We start from the raw sequence: 17,629 nt of genomic DNA, 5'->3' as shown, positions 1-17,629 counted from the left end.
ATGAGCCTCACGTACACAGCCGGCTCCCTGGTCGCCGCCCGTGGCCGGGAATGGGTGGTGCTGCCCGAGAGCGCCCCCGACATGCTGGTGCTGCGCCCCCTGGGCGGGAGCGAGGACGACATCGCGGCCGTCTTCCCCTCCTTCGAGAAGGTGCGCCCGGCCGAATTCGCGGCACCGGGCCCGGACGACCTGGGTGACCAGCGGTCCGCCGGTCTGCTGCGCACGGCGCTCCGTATCGGCTTCCGTTCGGGCGCGGGCCCGTTCCGTTCGCTGGCCTCGATCGCCGTGGAGCCGAGGGCCTATCAGCTGGTCCCGCTGCTGATGGCGCTGCGGCAGCGCACCGTGCGGCTGCTGATCTCGGACGACGTCGGCATCGGCAAGACGGTCGAGGCCGGTCTGATCGCCAAGGAACTGCTCGCGCAGGGCGAGGCGGCCCGGCTGGCGGTGCTGTGCTCCCCGGCACTGGCCGAGCAGTGGCAGTCCGAGCTGCGGGAGAAGTTCGCCATCGACGCCGAACTGGTCCTGGCCTCCACGGTGTCGCGCCTGGAGCGTGGCCTGGAGCTGGGCCAGTCCCTGTTCGACAAGCACCCGTACACGATCATCTCGACGGACTTCATCAAGTCGACCCGGCACCGCGAGGACTTCGTACGGCACTGCCCCGATCTGGTGATCGTCGACGAGGCCCACTCCTGCGTGGCCGCCGACGACGCCGCGCAGGGCTCCGCGTCCACGTCGAACCAGCTCCGTCACGAGCTGCTGCGCAAGATCTCCGCCGACACGGGCCGGCATCTGCTGCTGCTGACCGCGACCCCGCACTCCGGCAAGGAGTCCGCGTTCCGCAATCTGCTCGGCCTGGTGCGGCCCGAACTCGCGACGCTGGACCTGGAGTCGCCCGCGGGGCGGGCGAAGCTCGCCGAGCACTTCGTGGCCCGCAAGCGTGCCGACGTCCGCGACTACCTCACCAAGGAGGACGGGCTCGCCGACGACTCCCTGGCCGAGCGGACCGCCTTCCCGTCCGACCGCTGGACGAAGGACGAGCCGTACAAGCTGGCACCCGCCTACCGGGCGCTGCTCGACGACGCCATCGCGTACGCCCGCGACCGCGTCGCGACCGCGGGCGAGCAGGGCAAGCGGGAGGCGCGGATCGCCTGGTGGTCGGTGATCGCGCTGCTGCGCTCGATGGTGTCCTCGCCCGCGGCCGCCGCGCAGACCCTGAAGACCCGCTCCGAGTCCGCCGCCGCCCGCACCGCGCAGGAGGCGGACGCGCTGGGCTTCCCGGTGGCCGCCGATTCCGCCGACAACGACCGGCTCGAAGGCATGGACGTCGCACCGGGCGCCGCCGAGTCGGAGGAGGCCGGTGCCCGGCTGCTCGAACTCTCCCAGCGGGCCGCCGAACTCGTCGGCCCGGCCGGGGACGCGAAGCTGAAGGCGCTCACCCGGCATCTGAAGAGCCTGATCGCCGACGGCTACCACCCGATCGTCTTCTGCCGCTACATCCCCACCGCCGAGTACCTCGCCACCCAGCTGGAGGGCAAGCTCGGCAAGAAGACGAGGATCGCCGCGGTGACCGGCACCCTCTCCCCGCAGCAGCGCCTGGAGCGCATCGAGCAGCTCGCCGCCGAGACCGCCGAGGCGGCCGGGGAAGCCGGTGACCCGGCAGTCCGCCGCGTCCTGATCGCCACCGACTGCCTCTCCGAAGGCGTCAACCTCCAGCACCACTTCGACGCCGTCGTCCACTACGACCTGGCCTGGAACCCCACCCGTCACGACCAGCGCGAGGGCCGGGTCGACCGCTACGGGCAGAAGCGCGACCAGGTCCGTGTCATCACCATGTTCGGCGAGGACAACGGCATCGACGGCAAGGTCCTGGAGGTGCTGTTCATGAAGCACCGGCAGATCATGAAGGACCTGGGCATCTCCGTCTCCGTCCCCGACGAGACCGCCTCCGGCGTCACCGACGCGGTGGTGGAGTGGCTGCTGCTGCACGGGCGGCAGGGCAGCCAGGAGAGCCTGTTCGAACTGGACGGCCACCAGGAGTCGTTCGACCGCATCGAGCGCGAGTGGAACTCGGCCGCCGAACGCGAGAAGACGTCCCGCTCCAAGTACGCCCAGCGCGCGATCCACCCCGAGGAGGTGGCGCGCGAGGTCGCCGCCGTACGAGCGGCGCTCGGCGGCGCGGAGGAGGTCCGCGATTTCGCCCTGGAGGCGCTGGGCGGCCTGGACACGCTGGTCCGCGACCCGCGTGACGACAGCGGCGACTTCACGGCCCAGCCCGGCGGCGCCCCGGCCGGACTGCGCGACGCGCTCGCCGCCACGCTCGGTGGACGGCTCGTCGAGGAGGACCGGGAGATCCCCTTCCGCACCACGCCCGCGGTCGCGCGCGGCGAGGCAGCCCTGGTCCGCACCGACCCGGTGATCGGCGCCATCGCCTCGTACGTCCTGGACTCGGCCCTCGACGCGAACACCCCCGGCCCCCGGCCGGCCCGCCGCTGCGGCGTCGTCACCACGGACGCGGTCACCACCCGCACCACACTCCTGCTGGTCCGCTACCGCTTCCACCTCACGCTCCCGTCCCGCAACGGCGAGCGGCAGCTGGTCGCCGAGGACGCCCGTCTGCTCGCGTACGAGGGGATGCCGTCGCGCGCCCGCTGGCTGGACGACGACGCGACCGCCGCCCTCCTCTCGGCCCGCGCCACCGCCAACACCCACGAGCAGCTGGTCCGCAACCAGATCGCCAAGGACCTGAACGGCCTGCCGGACCTCGCCGCGCACCTCACCGAGTACGGCACCCGCCTGGCCGCCGAGCTCGATTCCTCGCACCGCCGGGTCCGCAAGGCGAACGAGGAGATCGTCCGCGGCCTGAAGGTCGTCCCGCAGGAGCCCGCCGACGTCCTCGGCGTCTACGTCTACCTGCCGCAGCAGCCCGCCCCCGTCGCGTCCGCCGCCTCTACCGTGTCCGGAGCCGAAGCCTGATGTCCGCCGCCACCCGCAACTCCCTGGCCTTCACCGCCGTCACCCCGGTCGGCGGCCTGCTCCCCTCCGACATGCTGCTGCGCATCGCGGAGACCCGGAACCTGCCGGGCACCAAGCCCGCCGACTACGGCCTGCCCGCCTCGGTGCCCGTACGCAACGAGGCCGAGCGCGCCTGGGAGTACCTCAAGCCCCTCTGGCGCGACCTGCGCACCGCGCTCCCCTCCGACCCGGTGACCGGCGATCCCGCCGCCGACCCCACGGGCCGCGCGGGCACCGACTGGCTGGCCCAGCTCTTCCGCAAGCTGGACTTCGGCGCGCTGACGGAGGTCGGCGCGGCGGGGATTCCGGCGGACTCCGACCCGGAGAAGCGCTTCCCGGTCTCCCACCGCCACGGCCCGGCCCTCATCCACCAGGTCCCGTGGAACGTGAAGCTCGACAAGCCCCCGGTGAAGGGCCAGATCCCGCCCCAATCGATGGTGCAGGACTGTCTCAACCGCACCGAGGCCCACCTGTGGGCCATCGTCACCAACGGCCGTCAGCTGCGCCTGCTGCGCGACTCGTCGTCCTTCTCCACGGCGGCCTACGTCGACTTCGACCTGGAAGCCCTCTTCGACGGCGAGCTGTTCAGCGAGTTCGTGCTGCTGTACAGCCTGCTGCACGCGTCACGGTTCGCGGTGCCTGAGGGGACGGCGGCGTCGGGGTGCTGGCTGGAGAAGTGGCGCGCCGAGGCCGTCACCTCCGGAACCCGCGCCCTGGACCAGCTCCGCCTGGGTGTCCAGAACGCCCTGACCGTCCTCGGCACCGGCTTCCTGCGCCACCCGGACAACGGCGCGCTGCGGGAGGACACCGACCCGAAGGCCCTCCGCGACGCCCTGCTGCGCCTGGTCTACCGGCTGCTGTTCGTCTTCGTCGCCGAGGACCGGGACGCCCTGCTCGACCCGGAGGCCGACGACTCCCGTCGAGAGGCGTACGAGCGGTACTTCTCCTCCGCCCGCCTCCGCGAACGCGCCCGCCGCCGCCAGGGCACGGCCCACGGCGACCAGTACGAGGCCCTGCGCATCGTCCTCGAAGCCCTCGGGAAGGAAGGTGGCCGCCCCGAGCTGGCCCTGCCCGGCCTCGGCGGCCTGTTCTCCCCCACCGAGACCGATGCCCCGCTCGACGGCCTCAAGCTGTCCAACGAGTCGCTGCTCTCCGCCGTCCGCCACCTCGCCCAGGTCCGCGACCCGGGCGCCCGCCGCTGGCGTCCCGTCGACTACCGCCACCTGGACGCGGAGGAGCTCGGCTCGGTCTACGAGTCCCTGCTTGAGCTGGAGCCGAAGCACTCCGCGACGGACCGCTCCTTCGAGCTGGTGGAGGTGGCGGGCAACAGCCGTAAGACGACCGGCAGTTACTACACCCCGTCCTCGCTCATCGAGTGCCTGCTCGACACGACGCTCGACCCGGTGCTGGACGAAGCCTTCAAGCGGGGTGACCAGCGGGCCACCGCCGCCGGCCGCCCCGACCCGGCCGACGACATCGTCGCCGAGCTGCTGTCCCTGACGGTCTGTGACCCGGCGTGCGGCTCCGGCCACTTCCTCGTCGCGTCGGCACGGCGTATCGCCAAGCGGGTGGCCTCGGTGCGCGAGCACAACCCGGAGCCGACGGACGGCACCGTGCGCCACGCCCTGCGCGAGGTCGTCGCCCGGTGCATCTATGGTGTCGACCTCAACCCGATGGCCGTGGAACTGGCCAAGGTCTCCCTGTGGCTGGAGGCCATGGAACCGGGCAAGGCACTCGGCTTCCTCGACGCCCACGTCAAGCACGGCAACGGCCTCATCGGCGCGACACCGAAACTGCTGGCGGACGGCGTCCCCGACGACGCCTTCAAGCCCATCGAGGGCGACGACAAGAAGCACGCCTCCGGCCTCGTCAAGCGCAACAAGGCCCAGCGGGGCGGCCAGGACGAACTCCTCTTCGACACGGAGCCCCTGCCGGGCAACGAGCGGTACGCCGTCGAGCTCGCCGCGATCACTGCCGCTCCCGCCGATTCGCTGGAGGACGTGCACGCCCAGGAGGCCGCGTACCGGGTGTACGTGGAGTCGTCGGCGTACGTCCAGGACCTCCACGCCGCCGACGCCTGGTGCGCGGCGTTCGTGTGGCCCAAGCACGCGGGTGCGCCGGATGCCCCGACCGACCAGGTGTTCCGGGCGCTGCGGGGTCGGGACCAGTCCTCGGTGTCGGACGCGACGCACGAGCAGATCCTGGAGCTGCGGGACCAGTACCGGTTCTTCCACTGGCACCTGGAGTTCCCGGAGGTGTTCGCCGTCCCGGAGTCGGGGGTTGGCGTGCAGGGCGGGACGGGGTGGGCCGGCGGGTTCGACGCGGTGGTGGGGAACCCGCCGTGGGAGCGGGTGAAGCTCCAGGAGCAGGAGTTCTTCGCGCAGCGTGACCCCCGCATCGCCGGGGCCAAGAACGCGGCCGCGCGGAAGCGGCTCATTGCTGAGTTGCGCGATGACCGTGATGGCGCGCACCTCTACGCCGAGTTCGAGGCCGCCAAGCGGCGCGCGGAGGGCGAAAAGCACTTCCTGCGGGCCAGCGATCGGTTCCCGCTGACAGGGCGGGGTGACATCAACACGTACGCCGTGTTCACGGAGAGCGACCGCGTGCTGACGAGGCCTCGGGGGCGGACGGGCGTAATCGTGCCGACGGGGATCGCCACGGACGCGACGACGCAGTTCTTCTTCAAGGACCTGATTACCAGGGGGCACCTCGTCGCGCTGTACGGCTTCGAGAACGAAGAGCGGATCTTCCCCGGTGTTCACCACGACCGGCCATTCTTCCTATTCTGCATGGCGGGTTCCGGCTCTCCCGACACCCCGATCTCCATCGCTTTCCGAGTCCGTCAGATCGAGCAGATCTCGGAACGCTCCTACCCCCTGACAGGCCGCGACATCCAGCTCCTCAACCCGAACACCGGCACCTGCCCGGTCTTCCGGAGCCGCCGGGACGCCGAGATCACACTGGGGATCTATCGCCGCGTGCCGGTACTGATCGACGAGGCGAAGGAGGCGGGTGGGAACCCCTGGGACATCTCGCTCATGCGCATGTTCCACATGTCGGATGACTCCCATCTGTTCCGCCCCTCAGCCCAGAACGCCGAGACGCTCGACGACCTCCTCAAGACCGGCTGGACCCTCGACGGCAACGTGCTCGCCCGCGGCGAGGAGCGCCTGCTCCCGCTGTACGAGGCGAAGGTGCTGCACCACTACGACCACCGCTTCTCCACGTACGAGAACGCCACGGAAAAGCAGCTTGCCGTGGGCACCCTGCCGCGCTTCACCGTGGAGCAGCATCAGGACGCCTCCGCCGTACCGTTGCCACGCTACTGGGTGCCGGAACAGGATGTCCCGACCGGCGAGGTCGACAAGGACGGCAAGCCGATCATGAAGCCGGGCGCCCACAGCCGTCTGACTGCCAAGGGGTGGAACCGGGAGTGGGTCTTCGGGTGGCGTGACATCACCAACGCGGGCAACGAGCGCACGCTGATCGCAACTGCAACTCCGGCCCACGGTTTCGGCCACCCCTACCCCTTGGCCCTCCCCGCTTCGCCGGACCACACCCCTCTGCTCTCCGCCGTCTGGTCCTCCATGGCCTGCGACTACTCCGTCCGCCAGAAGATCGGCGGCACGCACCTCACCTACGGCTACATCCAGCAGATGCCTGTCCCCACTCCCAACCAGCTCGCGCCCCACGCGGAGTTCATCACCCCCCGCGTCCTCGAACTCACCTACACCGCAACCGACATGACCCCCTTCGCCCGCGATCTAGGCGACACCGGCGCCCCCTTCCGCTGGGACACCGACCGCCGCGCCGTCATCCGTGCCGAGCTGGACGCGCTCTTCTTCCACCTCTACGGCATCACCCGCGACGACACCGCGTACATCCTGGACACCTTCAACGTCACCCGCGACAACGACATCAAGGCCCATGGCGAATACCGCACCAAGAACCTGATCCTCGCCGAGTACGACCGGATGGCCGCCGCCGGCCTCACCCTGGAGACCCCGCTCACCGAGGGCGAGTCCGGCACCTACCGCTCCACCCTCACCCTTCTTCTCGATCAGCTCGGCCAGCACGTGGGAGACCGGGCCGACGGCGCGCTGCCCACCCGCGTACAGGGCCAGGCCCTGGCCGGAGTCACCGCGCTGAACGCCGCGGGCGCGCCCTACGCCACCGCGGAGCAGCAGCCGTACCCGGCGGAGCGGGAACAGCGGTCCCACCAGCCGGACCCGGCCCCGTTCCCCGGCGGGGAACAGCCGTACGCCGCACCGGGGAATCCGGCCGCGGGCCCGGAACGGTCCCCCGACGCACCGGGGACCGCCGAGCCGGTGCGGGGCGCCGCCCACGGGGTGCCGGAAAGCCCCTACACCACACCGGCCGCGCCGTACCCCGCGCCCGAGGACCCGTACGGGCAGGCCGAGCGGCCGTACATGACGGCGGCGGGGCAGTACCCCGTGGACCAGCCGCCGTACCCGGCGCCCGAGGAGCCGTACACGGTCCCTCAGCAGCCGTACGCCGCGCCGTACCCCACCGGTGCCGGGGACGGCTCGTCCCTCCCGGGCCCCGGCCCGCAGGCCGCCCGGCCCGCGCAACTGCCGGTCTCCGTGCCCGACCACCCGGCCCCGCCGGAGCCGGAGGCCGTCCACCAGGAGGGCGGGGCCGACCGGTCCGCCCTCCCCTCGCCCGGAGCGGAGCCTCCGTTGCCGCGCCGGGTGCGCCAGGCCAGCCTGGCCGACGAACTGCGGATCGCGCCGGCTGCCCGGCCCACCGCACCGGACCAGCCCGGACGGCAGGAGAACCCGCCGTCGCGGCCGGCGACGCCGCGCCGGGCCGGAGCCGCGATCGGGGCGTTCCAGCGCCGGTCCCGCGCCGCCCGCGCCACCGAAGAGGCGTCCGCGCAGCCCGCACCGCCCGCCACCCCCCTTTCCACGAGAGAAGAACGGCCATGACACGCACAACCGCCACTCACCAGGACCTCGACTGGCTGCTCGACGGGCTGGTGGACTCGGTGGCCGAGACCCTGAACGCAGTCCTGCTCTCCGACGACGGCCTGGTGGTCAGCCACTCGCGCACCATCGAGCGCCCCGACGCCGAGCGGCTGGCCGCGATCTGCACCGGCCAGCAGAGCCTGGCCCGCGGTGTCGGCCAGCTCTTCAACGGCGGCAGCGTGCACCAGGTGATCGTCGAGCTGAACGAACTCTGGCTCTTCATCATCTCGGCCGGGCAGGGCACCCACCTGGCCGTGATCGCCTCCCAGGAGGTGGACGCCGAGATCATGTCGCTCGCCATGCACAACCTCGTGCAGCAGGTCGGCCAGAAGCTGAGCACCCCGGCCCGCAGCGAGTTCGACGCCTTCGGTACCGGGGGCGGGCAGCTCGCGTGACCCCGTACTGGGAGGAGGAGGACGCGGAGGACGGTGCGGGCACGATGGTGCGCCCGTACACCATCACCCGGGGCCGGACCGCTCCCGAGCGGGACGACTTCAGCCTCATCACCGTACTCACGACCGTCCAGGACCCCCGGGACGAGCGCGGCGCGCCGGTCCTGCCGGGGCGGCTCCAGCCGGAGCACCGGATGATCCTGGAACGCTGCCGCCGCCCGTCCGCGGTCGCCGAGGTCTCGTCCGACCTCGGCCTCCCGGTGTCGGTGACCAAGATCCTGCTGGCCGACCTCGTCGCCCAGGGCCTGCTGCTGGCCCGCGCCCCGCTCTCGGTGGCGCGGGCGGCCGGCGGGGCCGACATGGGCCTGCTCGCCGCCGTTCGTGACGGACTCCGGAGACTCTGAACCACATGACAAGCAGTCAGGCGGCCCCCGCCGCCGTCAAGATACTCATCGCCGGAGGCTTCGGCGTCGGCAAGACCACCCTGGTGGGCGCGGTCAGCGAAGTCACCCCGCTGCGCACCGAGGAATACCTGACCCAGGCCAGCGTCGGCATCGACGACCTGGCCGGGGTCGGCCAGAAGGACACCACCACCGTGGCCCTGGACTTCGGCCGGATCACGGTCAGTCCCGAGCTGGTGGTCTACCTCTTCGGCACCCCGGGCCAGGAGCGTTTCTGGTTCATGTGGAACGACCTGGTCAACGGGGCGCTCGGCGGCGTGGTGATCGCCGACACCCGCAGGCTGGAGACGAGCTTCGCCTCGATCGACTTCTACGAGAGCCGGGACATCCCGTTCGTCGTGGCGATCAACTGCTTCCACGGCCACAACTCCCGTACCCCCGAAGAGATCAGGGCCGCCCTCGACCTCGACCCGCACGTTCCGCTGCTGATCGGCGACGTCCGGGAGCGGGCCTTCGGCCGGGACGTGCTGCTGGCCCTGGTCGACCACCTGATGAGCCTGCCCGTCGCGGCCGGCTGATCGCCGGCCCCGCACTTCCCGCACTTCCCGTACTTCTTCTCGTTCTGGAGAGATCTGAGATGGCAACACCCCTGCGCGTCCTCGTCCACGGCGGCGGCATCGGCGGGCTCACCCTCGCCACCGCCCTGGCCCGCGGCGGCCACACCGTCGAGGTCGCCGAGCTCCGCGACGAGCTGGAGGCCCTCGGCGTCGGCATCATCCAGCCGTCCAACGCCCTCCACGTCATGCGGGAGATCGGGGTCCTCGACGAATGCCTCGCGGCGGGCTTCGAGTGGGAGGTGCTGACCATCGCCGACCCGGCCGGCAACACCCTCGCCGAGATACCCCAGCCCCGGATGGGCGACGCCCCCTCCAACAACGGCATCCCGCGGCCCGCCCTGGCCCGGATCCTGAACTCCGCCGCCGTCGCCGCGGGCGCGAAGATCCGCTTCGGCACCACCATCACCGAGCTGACCGACGACGGCGCCGGGGTGGACGTCACCCTCTCCGACGGCTCCTCGGGCCGCTGGGACCTGGTGGTCGGCTTCGACGGCATCGGTTCGCCGCTGCGCACCCGGCTGTACGGGGACCGTTACGCCCCCCGGTACACCGGCTTCGCCAACTGGCGGGTGACGGTGCCCCGGCAGGACCGGGTCCGGGGTGTCCTGATGAGCACCGCGGGGCAGGAGGCCAAGGCGCTGCTCACCCCGATCACCGGGGAACTGATGTACCTGGGCGCGGTGTTCGCCGAGGCCGAGGACTTCCGGCCGGACCCGCTGCGGGCCCACGAGCAGCTCGCGGAGCGGCTGGCGATGTTCTCGGGACCGGTCGCCGAGGCGCTCGGTCACGTCACCGACCCGGCCGCCGTGGTGTACTCGCGGATCTCCCAGGTGACGGTCGAGGAGCCCTGGCACGTCGGGCGGGTCGCCCTGGCCGGTGACGCCGCGCACGCCTCCACCCCGCACATCGCGCAGGGTGCGGCGATGGCCGTCGAGGACGCCCTGGTGCTCGCCCGGTCGCTGGACTCCGAGGACGGGGTGCCCGCGGCCCTCGCCGCGTGGGAGGCCCGCCGCCGGCCCCGCGCCATGTGGGTGCAGGCCATCTCGCGCGCGGTGCTCAAGCAGGAGACGGGCAGCGCGACCACGCCCGAGGAGGACGAGCTGCTGAAGGTCGGCATCCCGGGCGCGGCGCACGTGCTGGTGAAGCCGTACTGACCGACGGTCGTACGGGTCCGGCCCCCGGACCCGTACGACCGCCTGCGGCAACCTTCCTGACGATGAATCAGGGAAGTACCGCGATCCCGTCGAGCTCGATGAGGGCCTGCTCGTCCCAGAGCCTGGCCACTCCGACGACCGCCATCGCCGGATAGTCACGGCCCGCCAGCCGCCGCCAGATCCTGCCCAGGTCTGCGGCCCTCTTGCGGTAGTCGGCCACATCGGTGGCGTACACGGTGACCCTGGCCAGGTCCGCCGGGGCACCGCCCGCCGCGCGCAGGGCGGTGAGCAGGTTGGCGAGCGCCGTCGCGAACTGCTCGGTCAGGTCGTCGCCGACCACCTTGCCGTCCTGGTCGAGCGCCGTCTGCCCGGCCAGGAAGACCAGTTGGCCGCCGGTGGCCGTGACGGCGTGCGAGAAGCCCGTGGGCGGGGACAGTTCGACGGGGTTGATCCGGTGGACCGGACTCATGCGGATGCCTCCCGGTTCGCGTACAGCTCCTTGGCGATGATGGTGCGCTGGACCTCGCTGGCGCCCTCGTAGATCCGTGGCGCGCGGACCTCCCGGTAGAGGTGTTCGAGGAGGTGGCCGCGGCGCAGGGCGCGGGCGCCGTGCAGTTGGACGGCGGCGTCGACGACGTACTGGGCGGTCTCGGTGGCGTACAGCTTGGCCATGGCGGCGCGGCGCGGCACACCGGGTTCCCCCGCGTCGTACGCGGCGGCGGCCGCGTACACCAGGAGGCGGGCGGCCTCGACCCGGGTGGCCATCTCGGCGACCTGGTGGGAGACGGCCTGGAGGTCCTTCAGCGGGCCGCCGAACGCGGTGCGGTGCGCGGTGTGTTCCACGGTGGCGTCGAGGGCGGCGCGGGCCATGCCGACGGCGAACGCGCCGACGCTGGGCCGGAACAGGTTGAGGGTGTCCATGGCGACACGGAAGCCCCGGTCCGGTTCGCCGAGCACGTCGTCGGGGGTGACCGGGACCCCGTCGAAGACCAGGGCCCCGATGGGGTGCGGCGAGAGCATGTCGAGGGCGGTGCCGGTGAGCCCGGGGCGGTCGGCGGGGACCAGGAACGCGGTGACGCCGCGCGCTCCGGCGCCGGGGGTCGTGCGCGCGAACACGGTGTAGAAGTCGGCCTCGGGCGCGTTGGAGATCCAGCACTTCTCGCCGGTCAGCCGCCAGCCGTCGCCGTCGCGTCCGGCCGCCAGGGCGAGGGCCGCCGCGTCGGAGCCGGCTCCCGGTTCGCTGAGCGCGAAGGCGGCCACGGTGCGCCCGGCCCGTACCCCGGGGAGCCAGCGGGCGCGGTGGGCGGGGGTGCCCGCCCGGACCACGGGGTGGGTGCCGAGCCCCTGGAGGGCCAGCGCGGTCTCGGCCTCCGGGCAGCCCCGGGCCAGGGACTCGCGGAGCAGGCAGAGGTCGAGGGCGCCGGAGTCCAGCAGCCGGTCGATGAGGCCCGCCGCGCCGAGTGCGGCGACCAGGGGGCGGTTGACGTGGCCCGGTTCGCCCTTCTCGGCGAGGGGGCGCAGTTGCCGCCCGGCGAGGGTTTCGAGCTCCTCGCACCAGGCGTTCTGTTCCGGATCGAGTGAGAATGCCGTCATACGGGCGCCTCTCCTGTCGCGTCTCGTCTGCTTGCTTTCCCGTTCCCGTCCGCTCGTTCCTCCGTACCCGTCCGCGCCCGTCCTCCCGACCTCCCGTCACCCGGTCGGCCGTTCCCCCTCGTCGGCTCCTGCCCCCTCCGACTCGCTCTATCGCGGACCGTTGACTACCGTCACACAAACGATACGCTCCAAGGGCGACAAGGGGGCGATCCGTCATGGACCCGAACACCTCAGCGCACCTCGACACCTTCGCCAGGGAACACCTGCCACCTCCGGACCAGTGGCCGCACCTGCTCTTCGACCTTCCCGAACTGCGTTATCCCGACCGCCTCAACTGCGCGGCGGAGCTGCTGGACCGCACGATCGACCGCCTCGGCCCCGACCGCCCCGTCTTCCGCACCGCCGACGGCGCGGTCTGGAGCTACGGGGAGCTGCGGGAGCGGGTGGACCGGATCGCCCACGTCCTCACCTCCCGCCTCGGGGTCGTCCCCGGCAACCGCGTCCTGCTGCGCGGTCCCACCACGCCCCGGCTGGCCGCCTGTTGGCTGGCGGTGCTGAAGGCGGGCGCGATCGCCGTCACAGTGCTGGACCGGCAGCGGCCCGCGGAGCTGTCCACCATCTGCTCGATCGCCCGGGTGAGCCACGCGCTGTGCGACGCCGGGGCGGTCGACGACCTGGTGCGGGCCGGGGTGCCGGGGCTGCGGATCACGGTGTACGGGGGCGGGGACGAGGACGACCTGCTGCGTCTGACCGAGACCGTGACGGGTCCGTACCGGGCCGTGGACACGGCCGCGGACGACGTCGCGCTGATCGCGTTCACCTCGGGCACCACCGGACGCCCCAAGGGCTGCATGCACTTCCACCGGGACGTGCTGGCGATCGCGGACACCTTCTCGCGCCATGTGCTGCGGCCCACCCCCGACGACGTGTTCGCGGGCAGCCCGCCGCTCGGCTTCACCTTCGGGCTCGGCGGGCTCGTGGTCTTCCCGCTGCGGGCCGGTGCCAGCGCCCTGCTGCTCGAACAGGCGGGCCCGGACCGGTTGCTGCCCGCGCTCGCCGCCCACCGGGTCTCGGTGCTGTTCACCGCGCCGACCGCCTACCGCCTGATGCTCGACCACGTCGACGAGCACGATCTGGGCGCGCTGCGGCGCTGCGTGTCGGCCGGGGAGAACCTCCCGGTGTCCACCTGGCGCTCCTGGTACGAGCGGACGGGGCTGCGCATCATCAACGGCATCGGCGCCACCGAGCTGCTGCACATCTTCATCTCGGCCGCCGACGACGCGATCCGCCCCGGCACCACCGGCGTCCCCGTGCCCGGCTGGCAGGCCCGGGTCCTGGACCACGACGGCGGGCAGGTGCCGGACGGCGAGCCGGGACTCCTCGCGGTGCGCGGCCCGGTGGGCTGCCGCTATCTCGCCGACGGGCGCCAGCGGGAGTACGTGGCGCACGGCTGGAACCTCACCGGGGACACCTACGTGCGCGAGCCGGACGGCTACTTCCGGTACGTCGCCCGCGCCGACGACATGATCATCTCCTCCGGGTACAACATCGCGGGCCCCGAGGTCGAGGACGCCCTGCTGCGCCATCCCGCGGTGGCCGAGGCCGCGGTGGTGGGCCGGGCGGACGAGCTGCGCGGCCAGATCGTGGTGGCGTACGTGGTGCTGCGCGGGGGCTCGGACGTCCCGGCCGACGCGTTGCGCGCACATGTGAAGAACGAGCTGGCCCCGCACAAGTGCCCGCGCGTCGTCGAGTTCCTGCCCGCGCTCCCCCGTACCGCCACCGGGAAGCTGCAGCGCTTCCGGCTGCGGGACGGCTGATCCCGGCGCCCCGAAATACGCGTGCCCCGCGCGTCACGCGCCCGGCAGGATGAGGCATGCCCTGGACCTTCACCGATGACGTAGACGTCTTCCTCGACGCGGCCGGCGCCTCGCTGGCCGTCCGGCCCGCCGAGAACACCCTGGTGCTGACCGTCACCGAGACGCTCCGGCGCGACGGCCCGCACGCCTACGGCGACGCCGCTCCGTTGCTGGGCTGGTGGCGCGGGGCGGACGGCGAGGTCGCGGGGACGCTGGTGCGGACCCCGCCGCACCCGCCGCTGCTGGGGTCCGTCGCCCCGGAGGCGCTCGAACCGCTGGCCGCCGCGCTGCCCCTGACCCGGATCAACGCGGACCGGGCCTCCGCCGAGGTGCTCGCCGGGCTCTGGCCCGGCCACCGGGTCGACCAGGAGCAGCGGCTCCACCGGCTGGGGACGCTCGTCCCGCCCTCCCCCGCACCCCCGGGCCGGCCCAGGGCCGCCGTCCCCGCCGACCGGGAGCTGCTGGTGCGCTGGCACCTCGCGTTCGCCGACGGGACCGGCCAGTCCGGCGCCCGGGCCGGACGGATGGTGGACGAGCGGCTGGCGTCCGGCGGGCTGACGCTCTGGGAGGACGATGGCGGCGTCCCGGTGTCGATGGCCGGCGCCTCGCCGCGGATCGCGGGCACGGTACGGATCTCGACGGTCTACACGCCCCCCGAGCACCGCCGCCGGGGCTACGCGGCCGCGGTGACGGCGGAGAGCAGCCGGGCGGCGAGTGAGGCGGGTGCGCGGGAGGTGCTGCTCTTCACCGACCTGGCGAACCCGACCAGCAACGGCGTGTACCGGCGCATCGGTTACCGGGCGGTCTCGGACCGGCTGCTGATCAGCGCGGTGGAGCGGTGAGCGGGGCGCCGGAACCCGCCTGGCTGGTCGTGGCGAACGTGGTGCTGTGGCGGCGGTACGGGGACGGCGGGCAGGAGCTGCGCCCCGGCACGAAGGCGTACCGGGGCGGGGCGAAGGTGTACGTCGTCGACACCTACGCCGGGATGGGGCACCAGCAGCTGACCACCGTCGGGCGCGGGCGGCACAACGGTCACTGGATCACCATCGACACGGGGACCCGTCATCTCCACACCTTCCGGGCCCGGTTGGTGTACACCCCGGCCGTGCTGAAGCGGTGCCCGTGGACGGTCGCGGCCACCCGGGAGGAGGCCGAGGAGCTGGCCGCGCTGCTGGAGCGGGTCGCCCGGGAGGAGCGGCACGCCCATCACGGGGCTCCGCACCCCGACCCGTGCCTCTGCCACGAGTGCCTGCCGGTCACCCCAGGGTGAGCCGCGGTTTCGGCGCGTCCGTGCGGCCCGTCGGCGGGGGCCGGCTGCCCGCCCGGTACGGGGCCGCCCAGGGCGCGCCGGGTCCGGCGTAACCCTGCTCGGCCGCCGCGTGCAGGGTCCAGTGCGGGTCGTACAGGTGGGGGCGGGCCAGGGCGCAGAGGTCGGCCCGGCCCGCGAGGAGCAGCGAGTTGACGTCGTCCCAGGAGGAGATCGCGCCGACCGCGACGACGGGCACGCACAGGGCGTTGCGGATCCGGTCGGCGTACGGGGTCTGATAGGAGCGGCCGTACTCGGGGCGTTCGTCGGGCACGACCTGTCCGGTGGAGACGTCGATGGCGTCGGCCCCGTGGGCGACGAAGGCACGGGCGATCTCGACGGCGTCGTCGGCCGTCGTGCCGCCCTCGGCCCAGTCGATCGCCGAGATCCGGACGGTCATGGGCCGGGCGTCCGGCCACCGGTCGCGGATCGCGTCGAAGACCTCCAGGGGGAAACGGAGCCGGTTGGCCAGGCAGCCGCCGTACGCGTCGGTGCGGTGGTTGGTGAGCGGCGAGAGGAAGCCGGACAGCAGGTAGCCGTGGGCGCAGTGGAGTTCGAGCAGGTCGAAGCCGCAGCGGTCGGCGCGGCGGGCCGCCGCCGCGAACTGCTCGCGCACGGCGTCGAGTCCGGCCCGGTCCAGGGCGTGCGGGACCTGGTTGACGCCGTCCCGGTACGGGATCGGGGAGGCGGCGGCGAGCGGCCAGTTGCCGTGGTCGAGCGGCTGGTCGATGCCCTCCCACATCCGGCGGGTGGAGCCCTTGCGGCCCGAGTGGCCGAGTTGGACGCCGATGGCGGTGCCGGGGGCGCTCGCGTGGACGAAGTCCGTGACGCGGCTCCAGGCGGCGGCCTGCTCGTCGGTGTAGAGGCCGGCGCAGCCGGGTGTGATGCGGCCCTCGGCGCTGACGCACACCATCTCCGTCATGACGAGTCCGGCGCCGCCGAGCGCGCGGGCGCCCAGGTGGACGAGGTGGAAGTCGCCGGGGACGCCGTCGACGGCCGAGTACATGTCCATGGGGGACACCACGACGCGGTTGCGGAGTTCGAGGCCGCGCAGCCGCAGCGGGGTGAACATCGGCGGGGTGTCCGGGAGGCCGTCGAACTCCTCCTCGACGGCGGCGGTGAAGGAGGGGTCGCGCAGGCGCAGGTTGTCGTGGGTGACGCGGCGGCTGCGGGTGAGGAGGTTGAAGGCGAACTGGCGGGGCGGCTGGTCGACGTAGGTGCCCAGTTCCTCGAACCAGCGCAGGCTGGCCGCGGCGGCCCGCTGGGTGGATTCGACGACCGGCCGGCGTTCGGCCTCGTACGCGGACAGCGCGGCGGGCAGGTCGGGCTGTTCCTCGATGCAGGCGGCGAGGGCGAGGGCGTCCTCGACGGCGAGTTTGGTGCCGGAGCCGATGGAGAAGTGCGCGGTGTGGGCGGCGTCGCCGATGAGGACGGTGCTGCCGTGCGACCAGCGGGTGTTGACGACGGTGCGGAAGGCGGTCCAGGCGGACCTGTTGGAGCGCAGCGGCCGACCGCCGAGCGCCTCGGTGAAGACCTTGGCGCAGCGCAGGACCGAGTGCTCGACGGAGCAGGTGTCGAACCCGGCGGCGAGCCAGACCTCCTCGCGCATCTCGACGATGACGGTGGAGGCGTCGGCCGAGAAGGGGTAGCCGTGGAGTTGCATCACCCCGTACGCGGTCTCGGCGATCTCGAAGCGGAAGGCGTCGAGGGCGAAGTCGGCGGCGAGCCAGATGTAGCGACAGCGGTGGGTGGTGAGACGGGGGCCGAACACGTCGGCGTGGGCGGCGCGGGTGGGGCTGTGCACGCCGTCGGCGGCGATCACCAGGTCGTGCGTGGCGGCCAGCTCGGCGGCCGGTGGCGCCGCGGTGCGGAAGTGGAGGCGTACGCCGAGGGAGGCGCAGCGTTCGCGCAGGATCTCCAGGAGCCTGCGCCTGCCCAGTGCCGCGAAGCCGTGGCCGCCGGAGGTCTGGGTGACGCCCCGGTGGACGATGTCGATGTCGTCCCACCGGACGAATTCGTCCTTGAGCGCCCGGTACACGACGGGGTCGGCGTGCTCGATGCCGCCGAGGGTCTCGTCGGAGAGGACGACGCCGAAGCCGAAGGTGTCGTCGGGGGCGTTGCGCTCCCAGACGGTGATGTCGCGGGCCGGGTCGAGCCGTTTGAGCAGGGCCGCGGCGTAGAGGCCGCCGGGCGGGGCGGGGGCGCGGTCGTGCACCTCCACCTGGCAGCCGGTCGGCAGGAGTTCCACCACCAGCTCGATGGGTTCGTCGCTCCCGGTGTGCTCGACCGCGTTGGCGACCAGCTCCGCGG

Annotated in this window: 12 protein-coding genes; 9 read left to right on the top strand and 3 right to left on the bottom strand. The window is 72.8% G+C overall.

From position 1 onward, the window contains the following. Genes EAO76_RS34255 through EAO76_RS34230 form a run of 6 tightly spaced genes read left to right on the top strand, consistent with a single transcriptional unit; the run spans position 1 to position 10,564 of the window. Positions 1-2,973 (top strand): DEAD/DEAH box helicase, encoded by a 2,973-nt coding sequence (locus tag EAO76_RS34255; RefSeq protein ID WP_148839971.1) that lies wholly within the window; start codon positions 1-3, stop codon positions 2,971-2,973. Further along, on the top strand, positions 2,973-7,961 hold the full coding sequence (locus EAO76_RS34250; protein ID WP_316248388.1) for an Eco57I restriction-modification methylase domain-containing protein: 4,989 nt from the start codon (positions 2,973-2,975) through the stop codon (positions 7,959-7,961). Before EAO76_RS34255 ends, EAO76_RS34250 begins: the two co-directional genes overlap by 1 nt. Then, a complete protein-coding gene (locus tag EAO76_RS34245) occupies positions 7,958-8,395 on the top strand; it encodes a roadblock/LC7 domain-containing protein (RefSeq protein ID WP_148839970.1) in 438 nt (145 codons plus the stop codon). Before EAO76_RS34250 ends, EAO76_RS34245 begins: the two co-directional genes overlap by 4 nt. Continuing rightward, positions 8,392-8,796, top strand: coding sequence for a DUF742 domain-containing protein (locus EAO76_RS34240; RefSeq protein WP_376041163.1), 405 nt, complete (start codon positions 8,392-8,394; stop codon positions 8,794-8,796). The genes EAO76_RS34245 and EAO76_RS34240 overlap by 4 nt, the downstream gene beginning before the upstream one ends. A 5-nt stretch (positions 8,797-8,801) precedes the next feature. Then, positions 8,802-9,371, top strand: a complete 570-nt coding sequence (locus tag EAO76_RS34235; protein ID WP_148839969.1) for an ATP/GTP-binding protein — start codon at positions 8,802-8,804, stop codon at positions 9,369-9,371. Between the two features lie 59 nt (positions 9,372-9,430). Next, positions 9,431-10,564, top strand: coding sequence for an FAD-dependent monooxygenase (locus EAO76_RS34230; RefSeq protein ID WP_148839968.1), 1,134 nt, complete (start codon positions 9,431-9,433; stop codon positions 10,562-10,564). A 67-nt stretch (positions 10,565-10,631) separates the two neighbouring features. Here the strand turns inward: EAO76_RS34230 and EAO76_RS34225 are convergent, their stop codons facing one another. Together EAO76_RS34225 and EAO76_RS34220 are read right to left on the bottom strand one after the other, a co-directional pair. Further along, on the bottom strand, positions 10,632-11,033 hold the full coding sequence (locus EAO76_RS34225) for a RidA family protein (RefSeq protein ID WP_148839967.1): 402 nt from the start codon (positions 11,031-11,033) through the stop codon (positions 10,632-10,634). After that, entirely contained in the window at positions 11,030-12,157 is a 1,128-nt protein-coding gene (locus EAO76_RS34220) for an acyl-CoA dehydrogenase family protein (protein WP_148839966.1), read from the bottom strand. Before EAO76_RS34220 ends, EAO76_RS34225 begins: the two co-directional genes overlap by 4 nt. Before the next feature lie 215 nt (positions 12,158-12,372). Between EAO76_RS34220 and EAO76_RS34215 the strand changes: the two genes are divergently transcribed. The 3 genes from EAO76_RS34215 to EAO76_RS34205 are packed head-to-tail and all read left to right on the top strand — an operon-like array spanning position 12,373 to position 15,283. Beyond that, a complete protein-coding gene (locus EAO76_RS34215) occupies positions 12,373-13,974 on the top strand; it encodes an AMP-binding protein (protein WP_148839965.1) in 1,602 nt (533 codons plus the stop codon). A gap of 56 nt (positions 13,975-14,030) precedes the next feature. Then, complete coding sequence (locus tag EAO76_RS34210) at positions 14,031-14,855, top strand: GNAT family N-acetyltransferase (RefSeq protein WP_148839964.1); 825 nt, start codon at positions 14,031-14,033, stop codon at positions 14,853-14,855. Further along, a complete protein-coding gene (locus tag EAO76_RS34205) occupies positions 14,852-15,283 on the top strand; it encodes a hypothetical protein (protein WP_148839963.1) in 432 nt (143 codons plus the stop codon). The genes EAO76_RS34210 and EAO76_RS34205 overlap by 4 nt, the downstream gene beginning before the upstream one ends. Here EAO76_RS34205 and EAO76_RS34200 read toward each other — a convergent pair. Further along, the gene (locus EAO76_RS34200; RefSeq protein ID WP_148840467.1) at positions 15,270-17,540 is read right to left on the bottom strand and encodes a bifunctional salicylyl-CoA 5-hydroxylase/oxidoreductase; all 2,271 of its coding nucleotides are present in this window, start codon (positions 17,538-17,540) and stop codon (positions 15,270-15,272) included. The genes EAO76_RS34205 and EAO76_RS34200 overlap by 14 nt on opposite strands. Positions 17,541-17,629: the final 89 nt, after the last annotated feature.

It is taken from the genome of Streptomyces sp. sk2.1, assembly GCF_008120935.1.
In the GTDB taxonomy this organism is placed as follows: Bacteria; Actinomycetota; Actinomycetes; order Streptomycetales; family Streptomycetaceae; genus Streptomyces.
The sequence above is the reverse complement of the archived record's forward strand: the minus strand, read 5'-3'. Positions and strand labels throughout refer to the sequence as shown.

Coding starts and splice junctions, on each gene's coding strand:
- EAO76_RS34255 (WP_148839971.1), top strand. CDS start 1: ATGAGCCTCACGTACACAGCCGGCTCCCTGGTCGCCGCCCGTGGCCGG.
- EAO76_RS34250 (WP_316248388.1), top strand. CDS start 2,973: ATGTCCGCCGCCACCCGCAACTCCCTGGCCTTCACCGCCGTCACCCCG.
- EAO76_RS34245 (WP_148839970.1), top strand. CDS start 7,958: ATGACACGCACAACCGCCACTCACCAGGACCTCGACTGGCTGCTCGAC.
- EAO76_RS34235 (WP_148839969.1), top strand. CDS start 8,802: ATGACAAGCAGTCAGGCGGCCCCCGCCGCCGTCAAGATACTCATCGCC.
- EAO76_RS34230 (WP_148839968.1), top strand. CDS start 9,431: ATGGCAACACCCCTGCGCGTCCTCGTCCACGGCGGCGGCATCGGCGGG.
- EAO76_RS34225 (WP_148839967.1), bottom strand. CDS start 11,033: ATGAGTCCGGTCCACCGGATCAACCCCGTCGAACTGTCCCCGCCCACG.
- EAO76_RS34220 (WP_148839966.1), bottom strand. CDS start 12,157: ATGACGGCATTCTCACTCGATCCGGAACAGAACGCCTGGTGCGAGGAG.
- EAO76_RS34215 (WP_148839965.1), top strand. CDS start 12,373: ATGGACCCGAACACCTCAGCGCACCTCGACACCTTCGCCAGGGAACAC.
- EAO76_RS34210 (WP_148839964.1), top strand. CDS start 14,031: ATGCCCTGGACCTTCACCGATGACGTAGACGTCTTCCTCGACGCGGCC.